The sequence below is a fragment of the Croceivirga sp. JEA036 genome (genome assembly GCF_011882165.1).
Lineage (GTDB): Bacteria > Bacteroidota > Bacteroidia > Flavobacteriales > Flavobacteriaceae > Croceivirga.
Map to the genome: position 1 here is coordinate 294,221 of NZ_JAATON010000001.1, position 21,957 is coordinate 316,177.

A 21,957-nucleotide genomic window follows, 5' to 3' on the forward strand; every position below is an offset into this window, starting at 1 on the left:
GGCTTCATTATATGTGTATATAGTACTGGCGTGGTAATATTGTTTAATATTGAATCTTAATTATCTTACAGTTGCCAAAGCATTGGTAAAAAGACGGTCATCTCTGCCATGCCTCTGTTGCTCCAAGCGTAATAAGGCACTAATTGACTCTCAATTTTTTCAAAAGTGGGTTTGGTGGTATTACCATAAATATCTTTTATAGGATTATTACGTAGTAACAACTCTGTTTCTATTACTGTTGTTCCGCCTAAAAAATCTGGTTTATGTACAGGATTTAAGGGGGCATTAGAGGCTAAATAAACATCTAGTATGCTTGTATCTTTGGGTAAATCAGGAGTTTCTACGCAATACACAATAGGTCCTCTTTTTATGGCTACATGGTTACGTACCTCTTCAATTCTTGGATGACCTTCGATGAATTTAGTTTCCAGTGGTAATTCTAAAATGATGGTATCTCCTTGTTTCCAATTTTTATTGATAGCTAAATAGGTATTGGGTTTAATGGCATCGTTTACGGTTTCTCCGTCTATATAAACTTTGGCATCTTCTGCCCAGCTAGGAATTCTCAATTGAATATCGAACGCCTCAGCTTTACATTCTTCTATGGTTAATTTGATGCTACCTTCCCAAGGATAATTGGTTTCTTGTTTTAGTTTGATGGAGCTTCCATCCGTCAATTGGGTATGTAACTGGTTTTCTCCGTATAGATTAACTGTAATTCCGTTTTCAGAAACACTATACGCCCAACCCGAAAGCTTAGAGATGGTGCGCACTAAATTAGGTGGACAACAAAAGCATTCTAGATACGGTTCTCTATTAGGGGTTTCTGTAGAACTTTCATGCGCACCATATACTCTGGAATTGTTGACCATTCGTAAGGGATTAGCATAAAAATAGTCTTTACCTTCTACACTGATTCCGGATAGGCCACTATTGTACATCACCAATTCAATAATATCTGCATACTTAGCTTCTGCATGTATGTTTAGCATGCGGTAACTAAACATAGCATTACAAAGATTAGCGCATGTTTCGTTATAGGCCGTCATGTTAGGCATCATAAAGGCATCTATAAAACCTTCTTCAATCATATCTAAATTAGTAGATGCTCCGTAGTGTGCTTGGCCCACGGCTCCGGTGACGTACATTTTTTTTGTAGTCACATTATCCCATAACCGGTCTAGAGCCTCTATTAGCGCTTGTTCTCCTGTTTCTGAATATACATCAGCAGCGCCCGCGTAGTAATACAATGCCAAAACTGCGTGACCAACGGCTTCTTCTGATTCTCTAAACGGAGTACGTTCTTGCACCATATCTCCAATAGGATAGCCTTCTGTAGTACTATGATGTTCTACCTTGAACTTACCACGATTATTAATAAACTTTTCTGCTAGTTTAAGATACTTATCATCTTTGGTAATACGGAAAAGTTCTACCAAGCCCATAATCTGCGTTTGGTTAAATCCAAATCGCCCATAATGCTTGGTGTCTGGCATAAAAATAGTGTACAGTAAATCTGCATGTTTTATGGCTAGTTGTAAAAAGTTTCGTTTACCGGTTATTTGGTAGTGAGCACAGGCGCTAATCAAAAAATGTCCAGTATTGTACATTTCATGATACTTTCTATTTTCATACCTATCAACCTCTGGTCTTAGTTGTATTTGTGTTTGCAAGTAACCATCTGGTTCTTGAGCCTTTGCAATAATATCTATATACTCATCTAGTTCTGCTAAAACACCTTGGTCTTTGGTGTAGCCATAGATGTAGGTTTTGGCCTCCATAAACTTATAGAAATCACCATCATGCCAAAACATCCCTTTGTGTTCTCCTGTTTTCAGTCCGGCAGCAATTTTAAAATTATTGAGTGCATGACCAACATCTCCGCAGAGCAGGTCGCCCATGTATGGTAGCATTGTTTTTTCTGCTTTTGCGAATATTTCTGCCCAGAAACCTCTGGTCCAATGGCAATCGCCTACATTTATTTTCTCTAGTTTGGTATGTTTTTGTACAGGTGCGTCCGTAATCATGATATAAACTATTTATTGCCTTGTAATGTTTTTTGTATTTCTTCTATGGTTAACCCTTTAGTTTCTTTAAGGTATATGCTTAAAATAATAAGTCCAATAGCCACTATACTTGCGTAGAATAGAAAGATGGCGCCAACCCCCATATTATTTAGTTGCCAAGGAAAAAATTGCTGTACTAGCCAATTGGTTAAACTTGTAATGATGGTGAAAAAGGGGATGGCAATTCCACGTATAGATACAGGGAAAATCTCCGAGAAAAGAACCCACATAAGGGGTCCCACGGAAAAATGAAATGCTCCTATAAAACTTAATAGTCCTACTAAAATAAGCGTGGCGTTAAGGGTGGTACATTTTTCTAAAAAAACACCGGCGTAATCCCTTGCGGTGGCCTCACCTAGGTTTTCTGCCAACGCATTTTTAAATGCCAAATCACTATCATACACCACGCCTACCAGATTATTTAATTGTTCAATATTTGGCACATCTTTTAGTGCAATTAAAGCCTCTGGAGTTAGGCTATATTCCGCCAGAGAAAAACCATACCAACAAAGTACTAAGCTGGCTACAATCCATAACATACCTGCTATAATCATAGGTCTACGTCCAAGTCTGTCTACTAAAAGAATGGCAAGAATAGTAAACACTATACTTACGAGACCAATCCAGATGGCTTGTGCAAATGCCGCATCTGTACCTAATCCCAATTGTTCAAAAACCGTTGGGGCATAAAAAAGAATAGCATTAATACCAGTGGCTTGTTGTGCAATGGCAATGGTAGTAGCAATGATTAAAATGACACGCATTCGCTTTGTGAAAACACCTTTTAACTGTTCTACAATACTAAGTTCTTTTGTCTTGGAATGGATGCGTTCTAGATTCTCATTGACGTATTTAGGAATCTCTGTTAACGGCATTAGGTTAGTAAGCACTTTAGTGGCTTCCTCTTTCCTGTTTTTTAGCAGGTACCAAGATGGACTTTCAGGAATGGTAAACAGCAATAGAAACCAAATAAGTGCCGGAATTATTTCTGAGCCTAACATCCAGCGCCAAACGTTGGTGGTTAAGCCATAATCTACTGCCCATCCACTAGTCGCTGTAGACCAGTCTAAAATTAAATAGTTTATAAAATACGCTGCAGATAGACCTATTACAATATTAATTTGTGTCATAGACACTAATTTGCCTCTGAGTTTAGGAGGTGCAATTTCTCCAATGTACATAGAGGCTAAAGAAATGGAACTAAACGCCAGACCTCCAATAAAACGTGCGGCCACCAGCGTAAAGTAATTAGGAGCTAATGCAGAAAAAATAGCAGAAAATAAATAGAGAAAAGCTACGATAATTAATGTTTTTTTACGACCAAATTTATCACAAGCGTAACCAGCAAAGGGTAGTGCTAATAATACACCTAATGCGGGAGCACTAACGGCTGTTCCCAATTGTATGTCACTAAGAGCAAATTCTTTAGTAATAAAGTTAATAGTGCCAGAAATAAGGGCCGCATCTAAACCAAAGATGAGCCCGCCAATGGCTACTATAAACGAATATTTGTATGCGTTAGTTTGTTTTGGCATGTTTATTAGTTGTGGATAGTGCAAATTAAATTATTGTAAATAAATTGCATTTAACGTATATAGGCTTAAGCTAGGCATATTTTACCCCTAATTATAGAATTTTGTTGAAATTAGTGGAATAATATGTACTTATATACCTTGAATTAGCAGTAACTAAAAAGAGTTGATAATTTAGATTGCGAATAGCAATCTATTTTAAGGATAGCGTTATTGTCCAAAATAATCTGCTAAAAACTGACTTACTCCTTTGTACACTATCTCAGGATGTTCTTTATGAGGGGAATGTCCTGTATCTCTTAAAATCAATTCCTGTTTTTCACCTTTAACTTTGTCTAGAATAACGTGCACTTGTTCTAAGGTACCAAATTCGTCTAGCTCTCCCTGTAGTACAAAAACAGGGCACGTAATTTGAGTTAAAAAAGAAAAGATATTCCAAGATTTAAAACTTGGCTCTAACCATGTTTCTGTCCATGCCATAAATAGCTGATGTACTTTGTCTCCATGGTACTTGGTTAATTTTTGGTGCAATACATCCTTCTTAGTATACGCACTTTTAGCCTGGATAATACCTTTTAACGTGATTTCTTCAACAAAAGAATGAGCACCTTCTACAATACATCCTTTTATGTAGTTAGGATGTTTGCCTGCTGCTATTAATGCAATGGTTGCGCCATCACTATGACCAAATAAAATGGGATTTTCAATATTTAGATGTTTTAAGAATGGTATTAGAAGGTCTGCTTCTACCTCATGATAATTACCGCCTCTTTCTGCTAATTGGGGTACTTTAGCTGCTGTGCCATAGCCAGCCCGGTCATATATCAAAGCATTCATGCCATTCTTTTGGCTTAACTGCGCCGGAAAATCCCGCCATAAACTAATACATCCTAGGGAATCATGTAAAAAAACTAGCGTATACTTTTGGTTACTTTCATACTGGTATGTATAGGATAAATAGAAATTAGAGTTTGGAGGAAAATACTTAGATGGCATGCAGCTAAGCTACTAAACGCAACCAGTATTTACAAAATATTACGTACTACTCTAGGGGAATATCTTTTATAGCTCTAAAGCCAACATGCTCAGCTCCAGAATCCATACTTGTAGCCATACGGGCACTAATACGGTAGCTGGCACAATAACTGTCACTACAAAGAAAAGAACCACCTTTAATTACTTTTTCATGAATCATAGGGTTGTTTGGATTATAGGCCGCCGTAGGCCCTTGAGGATTGTGGATGGTACCCTTATTTGCAAGTTCTTTGTAGTAGTTAATATTGTACCAATCTGTGGTCCATTCCCATACATTGCCCGCCATATCATACAAACCAAAGTTATTTTTTGGATAGCTCATCACTGGAGCGCGTCTTTCATACCCATCTTCCTTATTATTTACTTTAGGGAATTCACCCTCCCAAGTATTTGCGTATTTATTTAGTTGACTGTGGTCATTTCCCCAGAAAAAAATGGCGTTTTCTTTTTGAGCACGTGCAGCGTATTCCCACTCAGCCTCGGTTGGTAAGCGTTTACCTGCCCACTCACAATACGCTAAAGCGTCCTCATAAGCTACTTGCACAACAGGTTCGTTGTCTTTACCTTCAATAGTGCTGTCAGGACCGTTAGGGTGTTTCCAATTGGCGCCAATTTTCCATTCCCACCACTGAGAATAATCGTATAAATTAGGCACGGAAGACTTCGTTTTTTTAAAAATTAAAGCGCCAGGCTGCAAAATGCTATCATGGGGTTTGGGCGTATTTGGTGGTAATTGTTGTTTCATTTCTTCCCAATCAATTTTACGTTCCGCAACCGTTACATACCCCGTGGCTGTTACAAATTCTCTAAACTGGGCATTGGTAACTTCATGTATGTCCATAAAGAAGCCATCTACCGTAACTTGGTGTCTAGGTTTTTCATGATTCATGGCCATTGTATCCCCTTCTAACGCTCCTTGATTAAACGTACCCCCTGGAATCCACACCATTCCTTCTGGAGTTTCTACAGTTGCTGGTTTTTTTATTAAAATCTTTGGAGTTTCTACTTGAGCTTTTGTTTGAGCTTGGGGTGTGTCTTTAGCTATTTTCTTTTCTTTACAAGCTGTAAAAAAGAGACTAAAAATAAAGCTTAAAAGCACTGTTTTGATAAGGAGGTTTTTTGTAGAAAGCGTCATAAAAAAATGGCAGTTTGTCTGTGTTTTATTAAAAGCGTCAAGTTATAACAAAGCACTCATACTTGCTAGTTAAAAACTGTAAAAAACACATTTATTATGTGGTGTTTTGGTACCTGTTGCTCTTGTTTTTTTAAGTTAAATACTTGAAATTTAGATTATTGTGTATTTGTTGCATGTGCACGAATTTAGGTAGGTGTAAGAAAAGGGTTTGGCAATAAAACCATATCTTATATCTTTTAAAACATATAGTGTATGCTGTTTTACTAGCTTAAATGATCTTTAAAAAGATTTAAGTGCTAAGACAAATTACGGCTGTAGGGTAGTCTTAACTTATTGACAAATTAGCAGAATAAAATGAAAGTTCTTGATAAAGTAATTAGGCAGTTTAAAGGAATTGGTGTTGGTGTATTAATGTTGGTATTTTCTTTTGCTGGGAACGCACAAGAAACGTATTACTTTGATCATATAGGTACAGGTAAAGGTTTATCGCAAAGCGATGTAAATTGTATTTACCAAGATGCTTACGGTTACATGTGGTTCGGAACACACGATGGTCTAAATAAGTACGATGGGTATTCTTTTACAGTGTACAAACCAGAGCAGAAAAACAATACCATTAGCAGTAACTTAATTTTTGACATTACAGGGGATGATAAAGGCAATCTTTGGATTGGAACTACTGGAGATGGTTTGTTGTATTATGACAGAGAAAAAGAAACATTTAGGCAGTTTAAATACAATCAAGAAGACCCAAATAGTCTTGCTAATAATTACATTTCTTCTTTACACAAGGATAGTAAAAACAGACTTTGGATTGCCACCAAGGATGGGATGAATATGCTCGATTTAAATCAGTCCCTAGAAAAACCACAATTTTTAAGCTTTAAATACATTTTTCAAGATACGTTACAAAATTGGCCGGGTGGAATTATTAATGATGTATATGAAACGAATAAGGGTGAATTACTAATTGCTGCTTTTGGATTATTTAGACTGAAAGTAGGCACGGATGGACAGTATTATTTTCAAAGGGATTTTAAAGAAGCAAATGTGTCTAGCACCATAGGAGCTATAGGCGAGGACCAATTTAATCGGTTGTTAGTAGGAACCAATACGGGGTTGTATATTCAATTAAACGAAGGTAATAATTCGTTTACCAAAATCCACGATGCCAGTGTTATGGATATCATTTTAGATAATGCTAACCATATATGGGCTGGTACAGATAATGGGTTGTTATATTTTGATAATGCTCCTGATTTAGAGGTGCCCCAAATAGTAGATGTTTTTCAGTACCGCCCAGAAAATCCAAACAGTTTAAGCAAAAATATTGTTACCGCTCTGGATATTGATAATACAGGAATTTTATGGGTAGGGACCAATGGCGGCGGAGTAAACAAGTTCGACCCTAACCGTAAACAATTTAAACACGTTAAAAAGAATCTAGATGCCAATAGCCTTAGTTACGATAAAATACGTTCCCTTTTTGAAGATAGTAATGGTACTCTTTGGGTAGGTACAGAGGGTGGAGGTTTAAACAGAGCTTTAAATTCTCATGGCAAGTATAGTGATTTTAAGACCTACAATATGTTGCGAAAGGTCTTTGCGCTAGAAGAACTAAGCATTAAAGATAAAAAGTACTTGCTTATCGGTGGCCAAAGTAATAGTTATTTGTATGCTTTAGATATTACCAATCCAAACAATACAGCTGTATTGGGGAAAGAATGGAAAGGCATAGACCATAGTGTTTTTAGTCTTTTAAAAGATTCTCAGAACAACCTTTGGATTGGTACTTACTCTGGGGGTTTGTACCGCTGGATGCTCAATGAAGATGGAACGTTTACCAAAAAGCAATTTAAATGGAAGCCTAACAAGCCAAATGGTATTTCTAATAACATTGTCAGGAACATTTACGAAGATAGTAAGGCCAACATATGGATTGCTACTGGCGATGGTTTGTGCATGCTACCAGTAACAGAAAGGTACAAAGAAGAGCCAACGTTTAAAGTCTATAAGCACCAAAAAGGTGTGGCAGAAAGTCTTAGTCACAATTATATTTTAGCTATGTACGAGAGTAAACGTGGTAATATGTGGGTAGGTACCTTTGGCGGTGGTTTAAACAAGATAACTACGGATTCTAAAACCGGTGCAATTAATTTTAAAAGATACGGCACGGCAGATGGTTTACCTAATAATGTAATTAAAGGCATATTAGAAGATGATCAAGGATATCTTTGGATTTCTACCAATAAAGGGCTCTCTCGTTTAGATACAGAAACAGACGAATTTAAAAATTTTGATGTCGCAGATGGTTTGCAAGACAGTGAGTTTCAAGAATTAGCTTGTGTAAAACGCAAAGATGGGGAACTTGTTTTTGGTGGGGTAAATGGTTTTAACGCATTTTATCCTAGAAATATCATTCCTAATGATACTCCTGCGGAAACAGTAGTAACCAAACTTTCTTTATTTAATAATGAAATCGCTGTAGGAGAAGAAGTTAATGGTAGAGTGCTTTTAGAACGTAATATTGCCCAGACAGAGGAGTTGACTTTAAATTATAGTGAAAATAGTTTTTCTTTTGAGTTTGCTTCACTTCATTTTGCAGCCCCAGATAAAAATAGGTTTGCCTATATGCTGGATGGTTTTGATCAAGATTGGACCTATACGGATTCTAGTAAACGTTTTGCTACGTATACCAATATAGAACCAGGCAGGTATACCCTTAAAGTAAAAGCTACCAATAATGACGGTGTTTGGGACCAAACACCTTACACTTTAAAAGTAAAAGTACGTCCGCCAATTTATAGAACAACGGTAGCGTACATAGTTTACGGTATTTTCTTTTTATTGTTTTTATGGAGTTTATTACGCTTTACGTTGATTAGCACCAGTAAAAAACATCAACTAGAATTAGAACATTTAGAGAAGAAAAAGAATGACGAATTACAACGCGTAAAACTCGACTTTTTTACCAATATATCACATGAGTTTAAAACACCACTTACACTAATTAAAGCGCCGCTAGAATATTTACAAGGCAATATTGGTCAGATAGAAAATGAAAATTTAAAAGAACAATATGCACTAATGGAGAAAAACACCAATTATCTGCAAAAATTGGTGAATCAATTGTTAGATTTTAGAAAAATCAACCAAGGAAAAATGTCTTTGGTTGTGCGCAATACAGATGTCATTTCCTTTGTAAAAGAGGTGGCAGAGCCTTTTCAATTTTTAGCTTTCAAAAAGCAGATAAAATTTAATATAAAGTCAGAATTAGGTTATGCTAAAACATGGTTTGATCATAGTGCCTTAGAGAAAATTATTAATAATCTATTGTCTAACGCCTTTAAGTTTACTCCAGATGGAGGAGAAATTACTCTAGAAATAGCTACCTCTACCGGAGATACAACTATTATGGGACCCTTGGCAAAACAGCACGTTATTATAAAGGTGATAGACAGCGGAAAGGGGATTCCAGATGAAAAGAAGTCGGTCATTTTCGAAAAATATTATACCGAAAAAGAAGACGAAAAGGTAAACTCTAAAGGGATAGGGATTGGCTTAACTTTTACTAAAAGTCTTATAGAATTGCACTTGGGTAAAATTGAAGTGACAGATAATGCTAACGGAGGTACTTGTTTTACGGTTAAATTACCTTCAGATAAATCTGTTTATGAAAATGCCCCAGATATTAGCTGCAAAGAAGTAGTAGATAATGATTATTTGGTGCGCTCATCAGAATCAGAATCTATGGCTATAGATTTAAATGATGAGCTAGAGGATTACAGTTTATCTAAAGGGCGTTCTAAAAATCCTGTACTCTTAATTGTAGATGACAATCCAGACATTCTAAAATTTATAAAGCAAGTACTTAGTAAAACCTATACCATTTTTGAAGCTAATAATGGGGAACGTGCTTTTGAAATTGCTAAAAAGGTGGTGCCAAACATCATCATTACAGACGTGGTGATGCCAGTAATGGGTGGTATTGAGCTTTGCGAGAAAATTAAAACCACAAATACAACGAGCCATATTCCTGTAGTTATGCTCACGGCAAAAGCATCCCAGGAAAGTGAGATAGAGGGGTTGTCTCATGGCGCAGATGCTTACCTAAGAAAGCCATTTAATTTTCAGGTCTTAGAACTTAAACTCAGTAACATTTTAAAAAATAGGCAAGAGGTTCATAAACGTTTTCAGCAAGATTTGACACTACAACCTACAGAGGTGAGTGTTACCTCCCTAGACCAACAGTTTTTACAGCAGGCGGTAGAAGTAGTAGAAAAACACATGATGAATACTGATTTTAATGTAGAAATGTTGGTGAAAGAAATGGGGCATAGTCGTAGCAATTTATACTTAAAGTTTAAAGAGCTAACAGGCTTGTCTTCCAGTGAATTTATTAGAAACATTCGTCTTAAAAGAGCTATCCAGCTCTTAGATAATAGTGATTATTCTGTAAAAGAAATTATGTTTAGAACCGGCTTTAATACAGCATCCTATTTCTCTAAGTGCTTTAAAAAAGAATTTGGGGTAGTACCATCAGAATACATAAAAAAGCGAAAGGTAATACAAGACTAAACCAAACAGACAAACTGCAAAATAATGACCAAACCACAATATGCCTATAGTTTTCTATTGGCTCTAATTTTTATGGCTTGTAAAGAGTCTAAAACAAAGAAAGAATCTGCGAATATTACACTTAATGCGCAGCCCAATGTAATTTTAATTGTAACAGATGACCAAGGTTACGGAGATGTTGGCTTTCACGGGAATACCTTGATTAAAACCCCAAATCTAGATGCTTTGGCTGCAGAAGCAACAGAACTGACCAATTTCCACGTGGGAACTACCTGCGCACCCAGTAGAGCAGGATTATTAACGGGTAGAAATAGCAATAGAAACAATGCTTGGCACACTATAGGAGGATGTTCAATTTTAAATGAAGAGGAAGAAACCTTGGCAGATGTTTTTAAAGCCAATGGGTACCATACCGCCATGTTTGGTAAATGGCATTTGGGAGATAATTACCCCTATAGACCACAGGATAGAGGTTTTACAGACGCGCTTTATCACGGTGGTGGTGGAGTGGGTCAAACACCTGATTATTGGAACAATAATTACCAAGACGACACCTATTATAGAAATGGTAAACCAGAAAAATTTAAAGGATACTGCACGGATGTATGGTTTGCAGAAACAAGTAATTATATACGCCAACAGAAAGATAAACCTTTCTTTACTTATTTGGCTTTAAATGCACCGCATGGACCATTTAATGTGCCAAAAGAGTATGTAGAACTATATAAAGATGCCAATTTAACTGATTGGCAAAAACGCTTTTATGGGATGATTACCAATCTAGATGAAAATTTAGGTAAACTCATAAAGCAATTAAAAACCAATGGTCAGTGGGATAATACCATTTTTATATTCACCACAGACAATGGAACGGCAGCGGGTATTTCTGGTAAAAACGAAAACAGAACAGGACACAATGGGGGCTTGCGTGGCACTAAAGGTAGCCAGTATGATGGCGGACACCGCGTTCCTTTTCTTCTCTCTTGGCCAGCCAAAGGTATAACTAATGCAACCTTGGCCGCTAGTAATGAGCTGATAGCTCACGTGGACCTATTACCTACCTTGGCTAGTCTGTGTGATTTGGATTATGAAGCTAAAAACGCTTTAGACGGTAAGGATATGTCTGCTGTATTATTGGGTCAAGGTGACCAAGAAGACAGAATGCTTGTGGTAGATACACAACGTTTACAGTGGCCAGAAAAAAATAGGAATAGCTGTGTTATGCAGGGTGAATGGCGTTTGGTGAATGGTACTGAATTATACAACTTATCAGAAGATTTAGCACAGGAGAATGATATAGCGGCAAATTATCCAGATAAGGTAAAAACCATGCAAAAGTTTTATGATGAATGGTGGAAAAGTACAGAGGGAGATATGCATTATGCAGAGATTCCATTAACGGCTCCAAACCAAGACTCGGTGCTACTAACGGTACACGATTTACACACAGAACAACCCATTCCGTGGAATCAAGATTTGATACGTAAAGGAAAACAAAGTCCTAAAGGTTACTACTGGATAAAGGTGACTGAATCTGGAACTTATCAATTTGATTTATACCGATATCCGCCAGAATCAGGCTTATCATTGAATGATACTGTTGCAGCAATTCCAGCACAAACAAATTGGGACGGATTACCAGAAGGTAAAGGCCTCCCTGCTATTATAGGCGCTGAGGTACAAGTAGGTAATGAGCTTTTTAAAGCAAAAGGAGAGGTCACAAAAACACATGTTACTGTAACGGGATTATTAAAGCAAGGAACGTATAAATTATCAGCAAATTTTAGTCTCCCAAACCAATCACAATTTACCGCGTACTACATAAATATTACTAAGAAATGAGAAAGCAGTCCGTCCTATTTTTAGTCATCGTTTTTTTGGTAATATCCTGTAAAGAGAAAGATACAACACAGGAAAAAAGTAAACCTAACTTTATATTTCTGTTTGCAGATGATTACACGTATTCAGCTATACATGCTTTAGGAAATTCAGAGATTATTACGCCAAATTTAGATAGATTGGTAGCAGAGGGCACCACCTTTACCCATGCTTATAACATGGGAGCATGGAACGGTGCGGTATGTGTTGCTTCTAGATCAATGATGATTTCTGGCCGTAGTGTTTGGGACGCCCAAAAAAGCTATGAGGGTTGGAAAAAAGACCAAGACTTAGAACATACTTGGGGCAATTATATGAAGACTGCTGGTTATGAAACCTATATGGGTGGTAAATGGCACGTTACAGCAAAAACTCAGAACGTCTTTGACCATGTAAAAAATGAAAAGCCTGGTATGCCTGGAGACCAATGGGACCACGCAACTATGGTAAATACCTTTAAAAGCTTACCAGAAAATGTAGACCCAGCTAGCGTAATGCCCTTAGGCTACAACAGACCTAAAAATCTGAATGACACGCTTTGGAATCCTGCAGACCCAAAACATGGTGGTTATTGGGAAGGTGGCACCCACTGGAGTGAGCTGTTAAAACAAGATGCTGTTGAGTTCTTAGAGGTAGCCAAGGAACAAGAAAAGCCGGTATTTATGTATTTAGCGTTTAATGCACCGCACGATCCTAGACAAGCGCCACAAGAATTTTTAGACCAATATCCATTAGAAAATATTACGTTACCTAAAAGTTGGCAAGAGCTACACCCAGATAGAGCGGGTATGGACAACGATTATCAATTAAGGGATGAGGCCTTAGCACCTTTTCCTAGAACAGAATATGCAACCAAAAAGCATATTCAAGAATATTATGCGCTAATTACACATTTAGACCAACAAATAGGGCAAATTTGGAAGAAAGTGGAAGAAAGCTTAGACCCCAATAATACCTTTATTGTTTTTACCGCAGACCACGGCTTAGCTATCGGTAAACATGGTTTAATAGGAAAGCAAAGCTTATATGATCACAGTATTCGTGCTCCTTTTATTGTTTATGGGCCGGGTGTGCCTAAAGGTAAAAGGGTGTCTACAGATATTTATATACAAGATGCTATGGCAACAGCTTTGGCTATTGCAGGGGTAGAAGATACCAACCAAGTATTCTTTAATAGTGTATTGCCTTTAGCTAAAGGGGAAAAAACTACTAGTAACTACCCCGCTATCTATGGTTCTTATGTCAACTCACAGCGGATGATTAGGAAAGATGGCTTTAAACTACTAGTATATCCTAAGTTAAATAAGTTGCTACTTTTTAATATGGAAGCAGACCCTGAGGAAATGGAAAATTTAGCCTTAGAAGCAGCGCATCAACCTAAAATAGATTTGCTATTTAAAGAATTGCAACAATTGCAAAAAGAGCTTGGAGACACTTTAGACTTAACGGAAACTTATACCACTTTTAAATCTAATTTAGCCAAGTAGTATGTACCAGTTTTTAAGGAAAAATGTATGGGGGTTGGTGTTACTATTATTACTTGGTTGTAAGGAACAAAAAGAAGAAAAATTATTTAGTTTAATTTCAAAGGAACATTCTAACATAAGCTTCAATAATAAAATTTGGGAAACAAATGAGGTGCATTACTTTTCTTTTCCGTACCTCTATATAGGGGCTGGTGTTGGGGTTGGTGATTTTGATAATGATGGGGATACCGATTACATCGTAGGTAATTTGGGAGAGAATAATGCATACAAGGTTACAAGAGAACAACCTTTGCGTATTTATGCTAAAGATTTTGATGGTAATAGTAGTATAGATGCCATTGCTACTAGATTTATACAAGATAAAGAAGTAAGCATAGCACCTAGAAATTTGCTTGCCACTCAATTAAATAGCGTAAAAGGGGTGTTTAAAAGCTACAATGACTTTGCGCAATCTAGCATACAAGATTTGTTACAAGTACTGGATACCGCAGGCATGCAGGTGTTGCAAGCCAATACTTTTTCTTCTGTACATCTAGAGAATTTGGGTAATGGTGAATTTAATAGTAAAAAATTACCGTTACCTGCTCAATTTTCTATGATTCACGGTATGCAGGTTACCGATTTAAACCATGATGGTAATCTAGATATGTTACTCACTGGTAATATGTATCAAACTGAAGTGATTTCTGGCTATATAGATGGTAGTAACGGACTAGTTTTATTAGGCGATGGTAAAGGTGATTTTAAAGAATTGCCTTTTAAAGAGAGTGGATTTTATGTACCTGGTGATGCTAAAAGCTTAGTGCAATACCAAACTAATAAAGGCAAATTGGGATATTTAGCAACAGTTAATAGTGCAAGTACCCACGGTTTTAAAACGAATATAGCCACTGGCGTAAGCTTGGTATCCTGGCCAAAGAGTGCAAACAGCGCCATGGTATATTTAACTAATGGAGCTGAACGTAAAGAAGAAAAGTACTGGGGTAGTGGTTATTTATCCCAGTCCAAGCCATACATCATACGAACTAAAAATATAAAAAAGGTTCAATTTAAATAAAGGAAATTCCACATGCTTAAATCTAAACTAATAGCGCTGTCCTTGCTTTTTGCCGTAGGAGCTTGTAAAGAAAATACTGCTGAGAAAACTAATAAAGAAAAGCAGCCTCCTAATATCATTTTCATCATGTCAGACGACCATACCACCCAGGGATTCGGTGTTTACGGTAGTCGTTTGGCGAGCTTAAACCCCACGCCAAACCTTGACCAATTGGCAAGCGAGGGGATGTTGATGGAAAATGTGTTTGTAAACAACTCCATCTGCGTACCTAGTAGGGCAGCTATAATCACTGGGCAACGAGCGCAACGTAATGGTGTATTGGATTTAGAAGGAGAACTACCACCAGAAAAACAATACCTACCAACAGAGATGAAGAAACTAGGTTACCAAACTGCTATTGTGGGTAAATGGCATTTGCACAGAGAACCTGCAGCTTTTGATTATTACAAAGTATTACCAGTCCAAGGAAAATATTTTAATCCAGAATTCAGAGTACAAGGAGCTAAAGAGTGGCCTAACAATGTGGTTAAAACAGAAGGGCATAGTACAGATGTCATAACAGATATAACCTTAGATTGGTTAAAGAATAAGCGCGATAAAAACAAGCCATTCTTTTTAATGCATCACTATAAAGCGCCACATGATGATTTTGAGAACGCACCACGGTACGATTCTTATTTAGAAGATACGTTTATTCCAGAGCCAGAAAGCCTGTACAATAATAAAAATAATGGTTCCGTAGCCACAAGAGGAGCCCATGATTCCCTAACACGCATCATTGGTTCTTCGGTTTCTAGAAGAAATGTAATACGTAACCAAGCCATGAATATCTATAAAGATAGTAGTATTTACAAGCAATACCGCAATGCTAAGGATGTTGGTATAGAGGAACACAAAGCCTGGCAGTACAACGCGGAAGAAAAAGAAATAGCTAGTAAAGTTTATCAAGATTATTTAAAACGCTATCTGCGTTGTGTAAAAGGTGTGGATGATAACGTAAAACGACTTTTAGACTATTTAAAAGAAAACGATTTACTAGACAATACAATTATCGTTTATACTGGAGACCAAGGGTTTATGTTGGGGGAGCACGATTATATTGACAAAAGATGGATGTATGATGAGAGTATGCGCATGCCTTTCTTTGTGCGTTACCCAGAAAAAATTAAAGCAGGCTCCCGTTCAGATGCCATAATTAATAATACAGATTTTGCTCCTACACTTATAGAATTGGCAGGCGGTGATGTACCGGACTATATGCAAGGTAAAAGCTTTAAAACCATTTTAGAGACTGGTGTAGAACCTGCAGATTGGCCAAAATCCACTTACTATCGTTATTGGATGCATTTGGCACATAGACATGGAAATCCAGCACATTTTGGTATACGAACCAAGCAGTATAAACTAATTTTCTTTTACGGTAGGTATTGGGTAGATACTGAAAATCCAAATGCGGACTACAACAAGGCTAGTTGGGGTAATGATTATACGCGTAATACACCAGTAGCTTGGGAGTTTTACGATTTGTCTAAAGACCCTAAAGAAATGAATAACGCTTATAAAGACCCTGCCTATGAGGAAATTATTAATAATTTAAAGAAAGAGCTTATACAAGTAAGAGAAGATTTAGATGAAACGGATAAGAACTATCCACATATACAAAAAGTGATAGAGGAACACTGGAATGATTAGGTAAACCTTTTACGTTACCATAAAGTATCACAAACCAGCTGCTATCCTACGTCAAAGGATGGCAGCTTTTTTTATAAAGTTGAGGTTTTAAATAATGGGCAATTTGGTTAAAGAATTTTGGGTATAGTTGAACTAGTTCAACTTTTTTGTGCCTCTAGTTTTTAATTTTTGCAATAAATAATAATTAATAACTAAACCATGATTTGCAAACCAATTAAAATCATTACGATAGTTTTTCTTTTAATCGTATCGTCATTACAACTACAAGCACAAAATCCATATGATATTAGTACCGAGCAAGCCTTAAATTCTTTGCAGGTAGCTAAGCAGAAAGCAGAAGAAATGAAGGTCTTGGTAAACATAGCGGTGGTAGATGCCGGGGCCAATCTTAAGTCTTTTGTAAGAATGGATAATTCTTATTTAGGGAGTATAGATGTGGCTATAAAAAAAGCAAAAACAGCCCGCTATTTTGATATTGATACGGGTATGTTGGGCGAATTAACCCAGCCTGGAGGTATTATTTATAATATTGAACATAGTAATGATGGTCTCATTACCTTTCCCGGAGGTGTACCCATTAAAAACAAAGAAGGTAAAATTATTGGCGCAATTGGTGTAAGTGGCGGTACCATAGAAGAAGATAGAATTATTGCAACCGCTGGCGCGGATGTCCTTTTAACTCAAAACTAGCATACAGATGAAAACTCTAAAGAATACTGTTTTATTAGCTGTTACCATTCTAGGCTGTGGCTTACTCGCAGCTCAAGATGTAAATAACCCCATGATATACCGTAAAGACTTTAAAGATATCTCTGGGAAAAATACGGTCTCCATTACCAGTTATGAAAAGAATGGAAAGCATTTTGTGTACGCTGGTGGAGTAGGGAATGTAGATGTCTATCAAATTGATGCTGAAGGTATGCTTACACCAGTTAGTAATCACGAATTGTACAAGCAAAAAGGCCCCGCTAGAGGTATGGTAGCAGATAACATCAATGGGAACGATTTTCTATTTATCGCCAACAAATACGGCAATGTAGTAGAAACTTTTAGAATATTAGAAAGCGGTTCTTTAGAACGTGCCGCTATGGTAGAAGATACAGAAGATACGCATTTGGCCGTAGGTATTACACTGCAAGTGGTCCACATGAAAAAGGCATCGTATTTATTTGTAGGTGGTTTAGAGGAAAAAACACCTGGTTTAAGCTGTTTTAAAATCAATAATGATGGCAGCCTTACTCACGTACAATCCATGAAGGATACAGAAGAGTTGCACACTGATGGAATTATTGGAATGTTTGTACATAAAATAAAAGGGAAAACCTATCTCTACACCAGCGGATTTCAAGATAATGGAGTCAGTAGTTTTAGAGTTTTTGAAGATGGCACGTTTAAAAATGTGAACAACATTCATGACAACACTACGGACCGGTATTTAACAGGGGCTTATCCCGTAACTGGTGCCACTATTGGAGACAACCATTATGTAGTAGTAGGTCATAGGCACCATAAATATTATGAGCGCAATGGCTTTATTAAGAATCCAGATTTTTACTATCACGGAGATGGGGTAAGCGTATTTAAGGTGAATAAAAAAGGCGCCTTGGTTCCGCATTTTGTTTTAAAGGATGATGAAACCACCAAACTACAAGGGCAAACACGAATTGAAGTGGTTTCCGTGGAGCAAAACCACGCCATTTTTGCAGTAGGGACACGGGATGATGCTAGCATTCAGTTAGTAAAATTAGATGAAGACGGTAAATTATCACCCTTGAACTATTTAGAAACGGGCTTTCCTATCTACTACGGATTAAGAAGTTTAAACATCAATGGAAACCAATTATTAGTAGCGGGATCTATGAGCTTTGAGTTAAATAAAATTGCCAGCTATCAAATAGCACCAAAAATTAATAGAGAAGGTAAAAAATTACGCCATATTGTCAATTTAAAGTATAAGGAAGAGGCTACCTCAGAACAGGTAGAAGAGGCCGTGCAGACTTTCTTAGATTTAGAGAAAACCATTCCTGAAATTGTTGCTATTGAATGGGGTGAGAACGATAGTACAGAAGGTCATAGCGAAGGCTTTACCCATACGTTTATGCTTACGTTTGATGATGAACATGGCCGAGAAAAATACCTATTTCATAAAACACACTTAGATTTAGTAAAAAAGGTAGGTCCTATAATCGGTGGGGTTTTCGTGATGGATTACTGGACGGATAAATAAAAAATATAATAGTAAGAATGGAAAATTTAAATACTAAAACCGCGCTTATTACAGGAGGTAGCAGAGGGCTAGGAAAAGCCACTGCTATAGCATTAGCAAAGGAAGGGGTAGCTGTTGCAATAACAGGCAGAAACGAAGAAACACTTAAAACTACGGTTAAAGAAATAGAAGCGTTAGGCGTTAAAGCAACCTATGCGGTATTTGATGTGGGAAATTACAAGGCTGTACAACAAGGCATAAAGACTATTATGGATGCTATGGGCCAAATAGATATTTTGGTAAATAATGCGGGTATTGCTGGTGTAGGCTCTTTTTTGGAAATGCCGGTGGGTGACTGGCAACAAATGATACAAACCAACCTAATGGGTATGTATTATGTTACTAAAGAAGTGTTACCACAAATGGTAGCACGTAGTGAGGGAGATATTGTCAATATTTCGTCCACTGCCGGACTTAATGGAAACCCAAATGTTTCAGCATATTCGGCATCTAAATTCGCTGTCATTGGCATGTCAGAATCTTTGATGAAAGAAGTAAGAAAACATAATGTACGGGTCATCACCATGACACCAAGTACAATAGAGTCAGACATGACTATTGACCTTGGGTTTGCACAAAAAGGAAGTGAAGAAAACATTTTACAGCCTCAAGATTTTGCAGAACTCATTGTATCAGGATTAAAATTACCGCGTAGGGCGATGTTAAAATCGGCCGCGTTGTGGTCTACAAATCCGTAAAAAGTAAAAAGCTACTCTTTCGAGTAGCTTTTTTTTGTTCGTTATAATTGAAAAATCTTTTCTAGAGCTATCCATTTTTCGCCCTCTTTTGCCCACGGTAATCCTTGTTGAAAATCCCACATGAGTTGCTCCCATTCCTGTACCTTGGGGTTAGCAGCATCCATCTGTGCTTTTTTAGTAGGGTCAAAGGTTTCATCTACCTCCATAATCATAAACATCCGGTTGCCGGTTAGGTAAATTTGCATATCTACAATTCCGGCATCCCTAATACTCTTTGTAATTTCTGGCCAAGCATTACCAGGTGCATGGTATTCTTTGTACTTGGCAATGAGTTCCGCATCGTCCTTTAAATCACAAGAAAAACAGTGTCTGTAGGTCTTCATAAATTCAATTTTAGCGTGTTTATGGTACTTTTTATACACTAGTTTGCCGTAGAAGGCAACAACCCCTAAACAGATAAGAGATAGAATAAAACTAAAACGCATCTCCGTTACTCCGGCAATGGTGGTATCCTCATAACCTGTACCTCCAAAATCTAGCATATACCCTTGTAAATAAGGTAATAGTGCTCCACCTACAATGGCCATCACTAAAAATGCCGCACCAAACTTGGCATCTTCCCCTTGGCCTTCTAAAGCAATTCCGTAAATAGTAGGGAACATGATAGACATAAAGAATGATGTTGCAACCAATGCGTAAATACCCAACATGCCTGGTAAAAAGATAGCACCACATAAAGTTACCATACCACCAATACCAAAGAACATTAAGAGTTTACCAGAGTCTATTTTTGCCATAAGTGCCGTACCTACAGTTCTACCCACTAAAAATACTAAGTAGCCGGCAAGGCCATACCAAACGGCAGATTTCGCATTAATACTTAAGGTTTCGGCATATTGATACACATAGGTCCAACACATAATCTGTGCCCCTACATAAAAGGCCTGCGCAATAACACCAAAAGAAAATTTAGGCTGACTCCATAAGCGTTTAACAGCATCTGTAAAATTCACTTTTGATTCTTGATTTTTATTCTGTGGCATTTTCATCACACTAATCAATACAAAGAATACCAACACCACAATGCCCAACATCACATAGGGATTTCTGATGATTTGTAAATCTGATGTTCTGATAGCCGCTTTAGCGCTCTCTGATAAGGTATCGTAAATGGGCGTTCCATCGGCAGCAGTATCATCTGACTGTAAAGCCCCTAAAACAAAGTTTTGGGCAATCAATAATCCTAAAATAGACCCCATCGGGTTAAACATCTGAGCGAAGTTTAATCGTCTGGTAGCAGTAGCCTCGTCTCCCATAGAAAGAATATACGGATTGGCTGTGGTTTCTAAAAAAGCCAAACCAAACGTAAGAATATATAGTGCTGCTAAAAAAAACGGATAACTCTCATTGGCTGCTGCCGGATAAAACAATAAAGCTCCAACGGCATACAAAGCTAAGCCCAATAAAACACCTTTTTTGTACGAATATTTATTTACAAATAATGCAGCGGGTATAGCCATAGTAAAGTACCCTCCGTAAAAAGCCAATTGCACCAAAGAAGCTTGTGTATTGCTCAATTCTAGAACTTTTTGAAATCCCCTAACCATAGGGTTGGTCATATCATTGGCTAGGCCCCAGAGGGCAAATAGAGAAGTGATGAGAATAAAAGGTACCAAAACACTTTTGGCAACTACAGGAGTAGATTGGTTTGTATTCATTTTGTGGTTGTTTAGTTTGTTATTTTTCTGAAAGTAGGGCGCGGTCCAGATGCACATAACCCCCGTCTACGGTGATAAATTGGCCTGTTGTATGTGCAGAACGTTCAGAGATTGCAAAAAGAATGGCATCAGAAATTTCTTTTGGGGAGGTCATTCTATTGTGTAATGGAATGGATTTTTTGATACCATCGAGTTTTTCCTGACCATTTTCTAGACTATTAATCCAGTTTTCATAAGCTGGAGTATAACTTTCTGCAATGATTAAGGCGTTAGAGCGTATGCCAAACGGAATTAAATCTACAGCCCATTCTCTAGTTAAACCTAGAACACCGCCTTTGGCTGCAGCGTAACCGGAAGTACCTCCTTGTCCCGTAAGTGCCACTTTAGAACCCACGTTCATGATGTTTCCTTGGCTCTCTTTTAAGTAGGGCAAGCAAAACTTGGTCATAGCAAAAAAGCTTACCAAATTTAGTTGTAAAGACCACATGAATTTTTCTATCGATGCTTCTAGACTAGCCCCGTCATTTACGCCTACGTTATTAATTAAAACATCAATTTTGCCGTATTTGTCAGCAATCGTTTTAACGGCACTTTCTATTTGGTCTACTTTGGTTAAATCGGTTTTTACAAAAAGGGCATCAACACCACGAGCTTGTAACTCTTTTTCGTACTCAAAACCTCTATCGTTTCTGCAAATTATAACAGGGATTGCCCCTTCTTGGGCTAATTCTTCTACTATGGTATGGCCAATGCTACCGCGTAAGCCAGCAGCTCCGGTAACAATAACTATCTTATTTTTTAGTTGTAAATCCATC

14 protein-coding genes are annotated in these 21,957 nt (G+C 37.4%); 8 read left to right on the forward strand and 6 right to left on the reverse strand.

Annotation, left to right across the window (positions count from 1 at the left end; translation table 11 throughout):
* Positions 1–65 precede the first annotated feature (65 nt).
* The 4 genes from HCO57_RS01075 to HCO57_RS01090 all read right to left on the reverse strand — a co-directional run bounded on the left by HCO57_RS01075 (position 66) and on the right by HCO57_RS01090 (position 5,768).
* Positions 66–2,027: a glycoside hydrolase family 127 protein gene (locus HCO57_RS01075; protein ID WP_167987451.1), complete on the reverse strand. Its 1,962-nt coding sequence runs from the start codon at positions 2,025–2,027 to the stop codon at positions 66–68.
* Positions 2,028–2,035: 8 nt separating this feature from the next.
* Positions 2,036–3,601 (reverse strand): sugar porter family MFS transporter, encoded by a 1,566-nt coding sequence (locus HCO57_RS01080; RefSeq protein WP_209065928.1) that lies wholly within the window; start codon positions 3,599–3,601, stop codon positions 2,036–2,038.
* A 207-nt stretch (positions 3,602–3,808) separates the two neighbouring features.
* Positions 3,809–4,594 (reverse strand): alpha/beta fold hydrolase, encoded by a 786-nt coding sequence (locus HCO57_RS01085; protein ID WP_167987452.1) that lies wholly within the window; start codon positions 4,592–4,594, stop codon positions 3,809–3,811.
* A 46-nt stretch (positions 4,595–4,640) separates the two neighbouring features.
* Positions 4,641–5,768, reverse strand: a complete 1,128-nt coding sequence (locus HCO57_RS01090) for a formylglycine-generating enzyme family protein (RefSeq protein WP_167987453.1) — start codon at positions 5,766–5,768, stop codon at positions 4,641–4,643.
* 354 nt (positions 5,769–6,122) lie between these two features.
* Here HCO57_RS01090 and HCO57_RS01095 point away from each other — a divergent pair, with 354 nt between their 5' ends.
* From HCO57_RS01095 to HCO57_RS01130, 8 genes are all read left to right on the forward strand, one after another.
* Positions 6,123–10,346, forward strand: a complete 4,224-nt coding sequence (locus tag HCO57_RS01095; protein ID WP_167987454.1) for a two-component regulator propeller domain-containing protein — start codon at positions 6,123–6,125, stop codon at positions 10,344–10,346.
* A 24-nt stretch (positions 10,347–10,370) separates the two neighbouring features.
* Entirely contained in the window at positions 10,371–12,188 is a 1,818-nt protein-coding gene (locus tag HCO57_RS01100; protein ID WP_167987455.1) for an arylsulfatase, read from the forward strand.
* Positions 12,185–13,711, forward strand: coding sequence for a sulfatase-like hydrolase/transferase (locus HCO57_RS01105; protein ID WP_167987456.1), 1,527 nt, complete (start codon positions 12,185–12,187; stop codon positions 13,709–13,711). The genes HCO57_RS01100 and HCO57_RS01105 overlap by 4 nt, the downstream gene beginning before the upstream one ends.
* A 1-nt stretch (position 13,712) precedes the next feature.
* Positions 13,713–14,768: an FG-GAP repeat protein gene (locus tag HCO57_RS01110; RefSeq protein ID WP_167987457.1), complete on the forward strand. Its 1,056-nt coding sequence runs from the start codon at positions 13,713–13,715 to the stop codon at positions 14,766–14,768.
* A 12-nt stretch (positions 14,769–14,780) separates the two neighbouring features.
* Positions 14,781–16,460 (forward strand): sulfatase, encoded by a 1,680-nt coding sequence (locus HCO57_RS01115; RefSeq protein WP_167987458.1) that lies wholly within the window; start codon positions 14,781–14,783, stop codon positions 16,458–16,460.
* A 198-nt stretch (positions 16,461–16,658) separates the two neighbouring features.
* Entirely contained in the window at positions 16,659–17,150 is a 492-nt protein-coding gene (locus tag HCO57_RS01120; protein ID WP_167987459.1) for a GlcG/HbpS family heme-binding protein, read from the forward strand.
* 7 nt (positions 17,151–17,157) lie between these two features.
* Positions 17,158–18,687, forward strand: a complete 1,530-nt coding sequence (locus HCO57_RS01125; protein WP_167987460.1) for a Dabb family protein — start codon at positions 17,158–17,160, stop codon at positions 18,685–18,687.
* Between the two features lie 17 nt (positions 18,688–18,704).
* The gene (locus HCO57_RS01130) at positions 18,705–19,424 is read left to right on the forward strand and encodes a 3-ketoacyl-ACP reductase (RefSeq protein WP_167987461.1); all 720 of its coding nucleotides are present in this window, start codon (positions 18,705–18,707) and stop codon (positions 19,422–19,424) included.
* Between the two features lie 41 nt (positions 19,425–19,465).
* On the opposite strand, the gene fucP is transcribed toward HCO57_RS01130, so the two are convergent.
* Together fucP and HCO57_RS01145 are read right to left on the reverse strand one after the other, a co-directional pair.
* Positions 19,466–21,142, reverse strand: a complete 1,677-nt coding sequence (gene fucP, locus HCO57_RS01140) for an L-fucose:H+ symporter permease (RefSeq protein WP_317171091.1) — start codon at positions 21,140–21,142, stop codon at positions 19,466–19,468.
* A gap of 19 nt (positions 21,143–21,161) precedes the next feature.
* Entirely contained in the window at positions 21,162–21,956 is a 795-nt protein-coding gene (locus tag HCO57_RS01145) for an SDR family oxidoreductase (protein WP_167987462.1), read from the reverse strand.
* Position 21,957 lies beyond the last annotated feature (1 nt).

Bases quoted from the DNA above. Each gene is read 5' to 3' on its own strand.
- HCO57_RS01075 (WP_167987451.1), bottom strand. From the start codon at position 2,027: ATGATTACGGACGCACCTGTACAAAAACATACCAAACTAGAGAAAATA.
- HCO57_RS01080 (WP_209065928.1), bottom strand. From the start codon at position 3,601: ATGCCAAAACAAACTAACGCATACAAATATTCGTTTATAGTAGCCATT.
- HCO57_RS01085 (WP_167987452.1), bottom strand. From the start codon at position 4,594: ATGCCATCTAAGTATTTTCCTCCAAACTCTAATTTCTATTTATCCTAT.
- HCO57_RS01090 (WP_167987453.1), bottom strand. From the start codon at position 5,768: ATGACGCTTTCTACAAAAAACCTCCTTATCAAAACAGTGCTTTTAAGC.
- HCO57_RS01095 (WP_167987454.1), top strand. From the start codon at position 6,123: ATGAAAGTTCTTGATAAAGTAATTAGGCAGTTTAAAGGAATTGGTGTT.
- HCO57_RS01100 (WP_167987455.1), top strand. From the start codon at position 10,371: ATGACCAAACCACAATATGCCTATAGTTTTCTATTGGCTCTAATTTTT.
- HCO57_RS01105 (WP_167987456.1), top strand. From the start codon at position 12,185: ATGAGAAAGCAGTCCGTCCTATTTTTAGTCATCGTTTTTTTGGTAATA.
- HCO57_RS01110 (WP_167987457.1), top strand. From the start codon at position 13,713: ATGTACCAGTTTTTAAGGAAAAATGTATGGGGGTTGGTGTTACTATTA.
- HCO57_RS01115 (WP_167987458.1), top strand. From the start codon at position 14,781: ATGCTTAAATCTAAACTAATAGCGCTGTCCTTGCTTTTTGCCGTAGGA.
- HCO57_RS01120 (WP_167987459.1), top strand. From the start codon at position 16,659: ATGATTTGCAAACCAATTAAAATCATTACGATAGTTTTTCTTTTAATC.
- HCO57_RS01125 (WP_167987460.1), top strand. From the start codon at position 17,158: ATGAAAACTCTAAAGAATACTGTTTTATTAGCTGTTACCATTCTAGGC.
- HCO57_RS01130 (WP_167987461.1), top strand. From the start codon at position 18,705: ATGGAAAATTTAAATACTAAAACCGCGCTTATTACAGGAGGTAGCAGA.
- fucP (WP_317171091.1), bottom strand. From the start codon at position 21,142: ATGAATACAAACCAATCTACTCCTGTAGTTGCCAAAAGTGTTTTGGTA.
- HCO57_RS01145 (WP_167987462.1), bottom strand. From the start codon at position 21,956: ATGGATTTACAACTAAAAAATAAGATAGTTATTGTTACCGGAGCTGCT.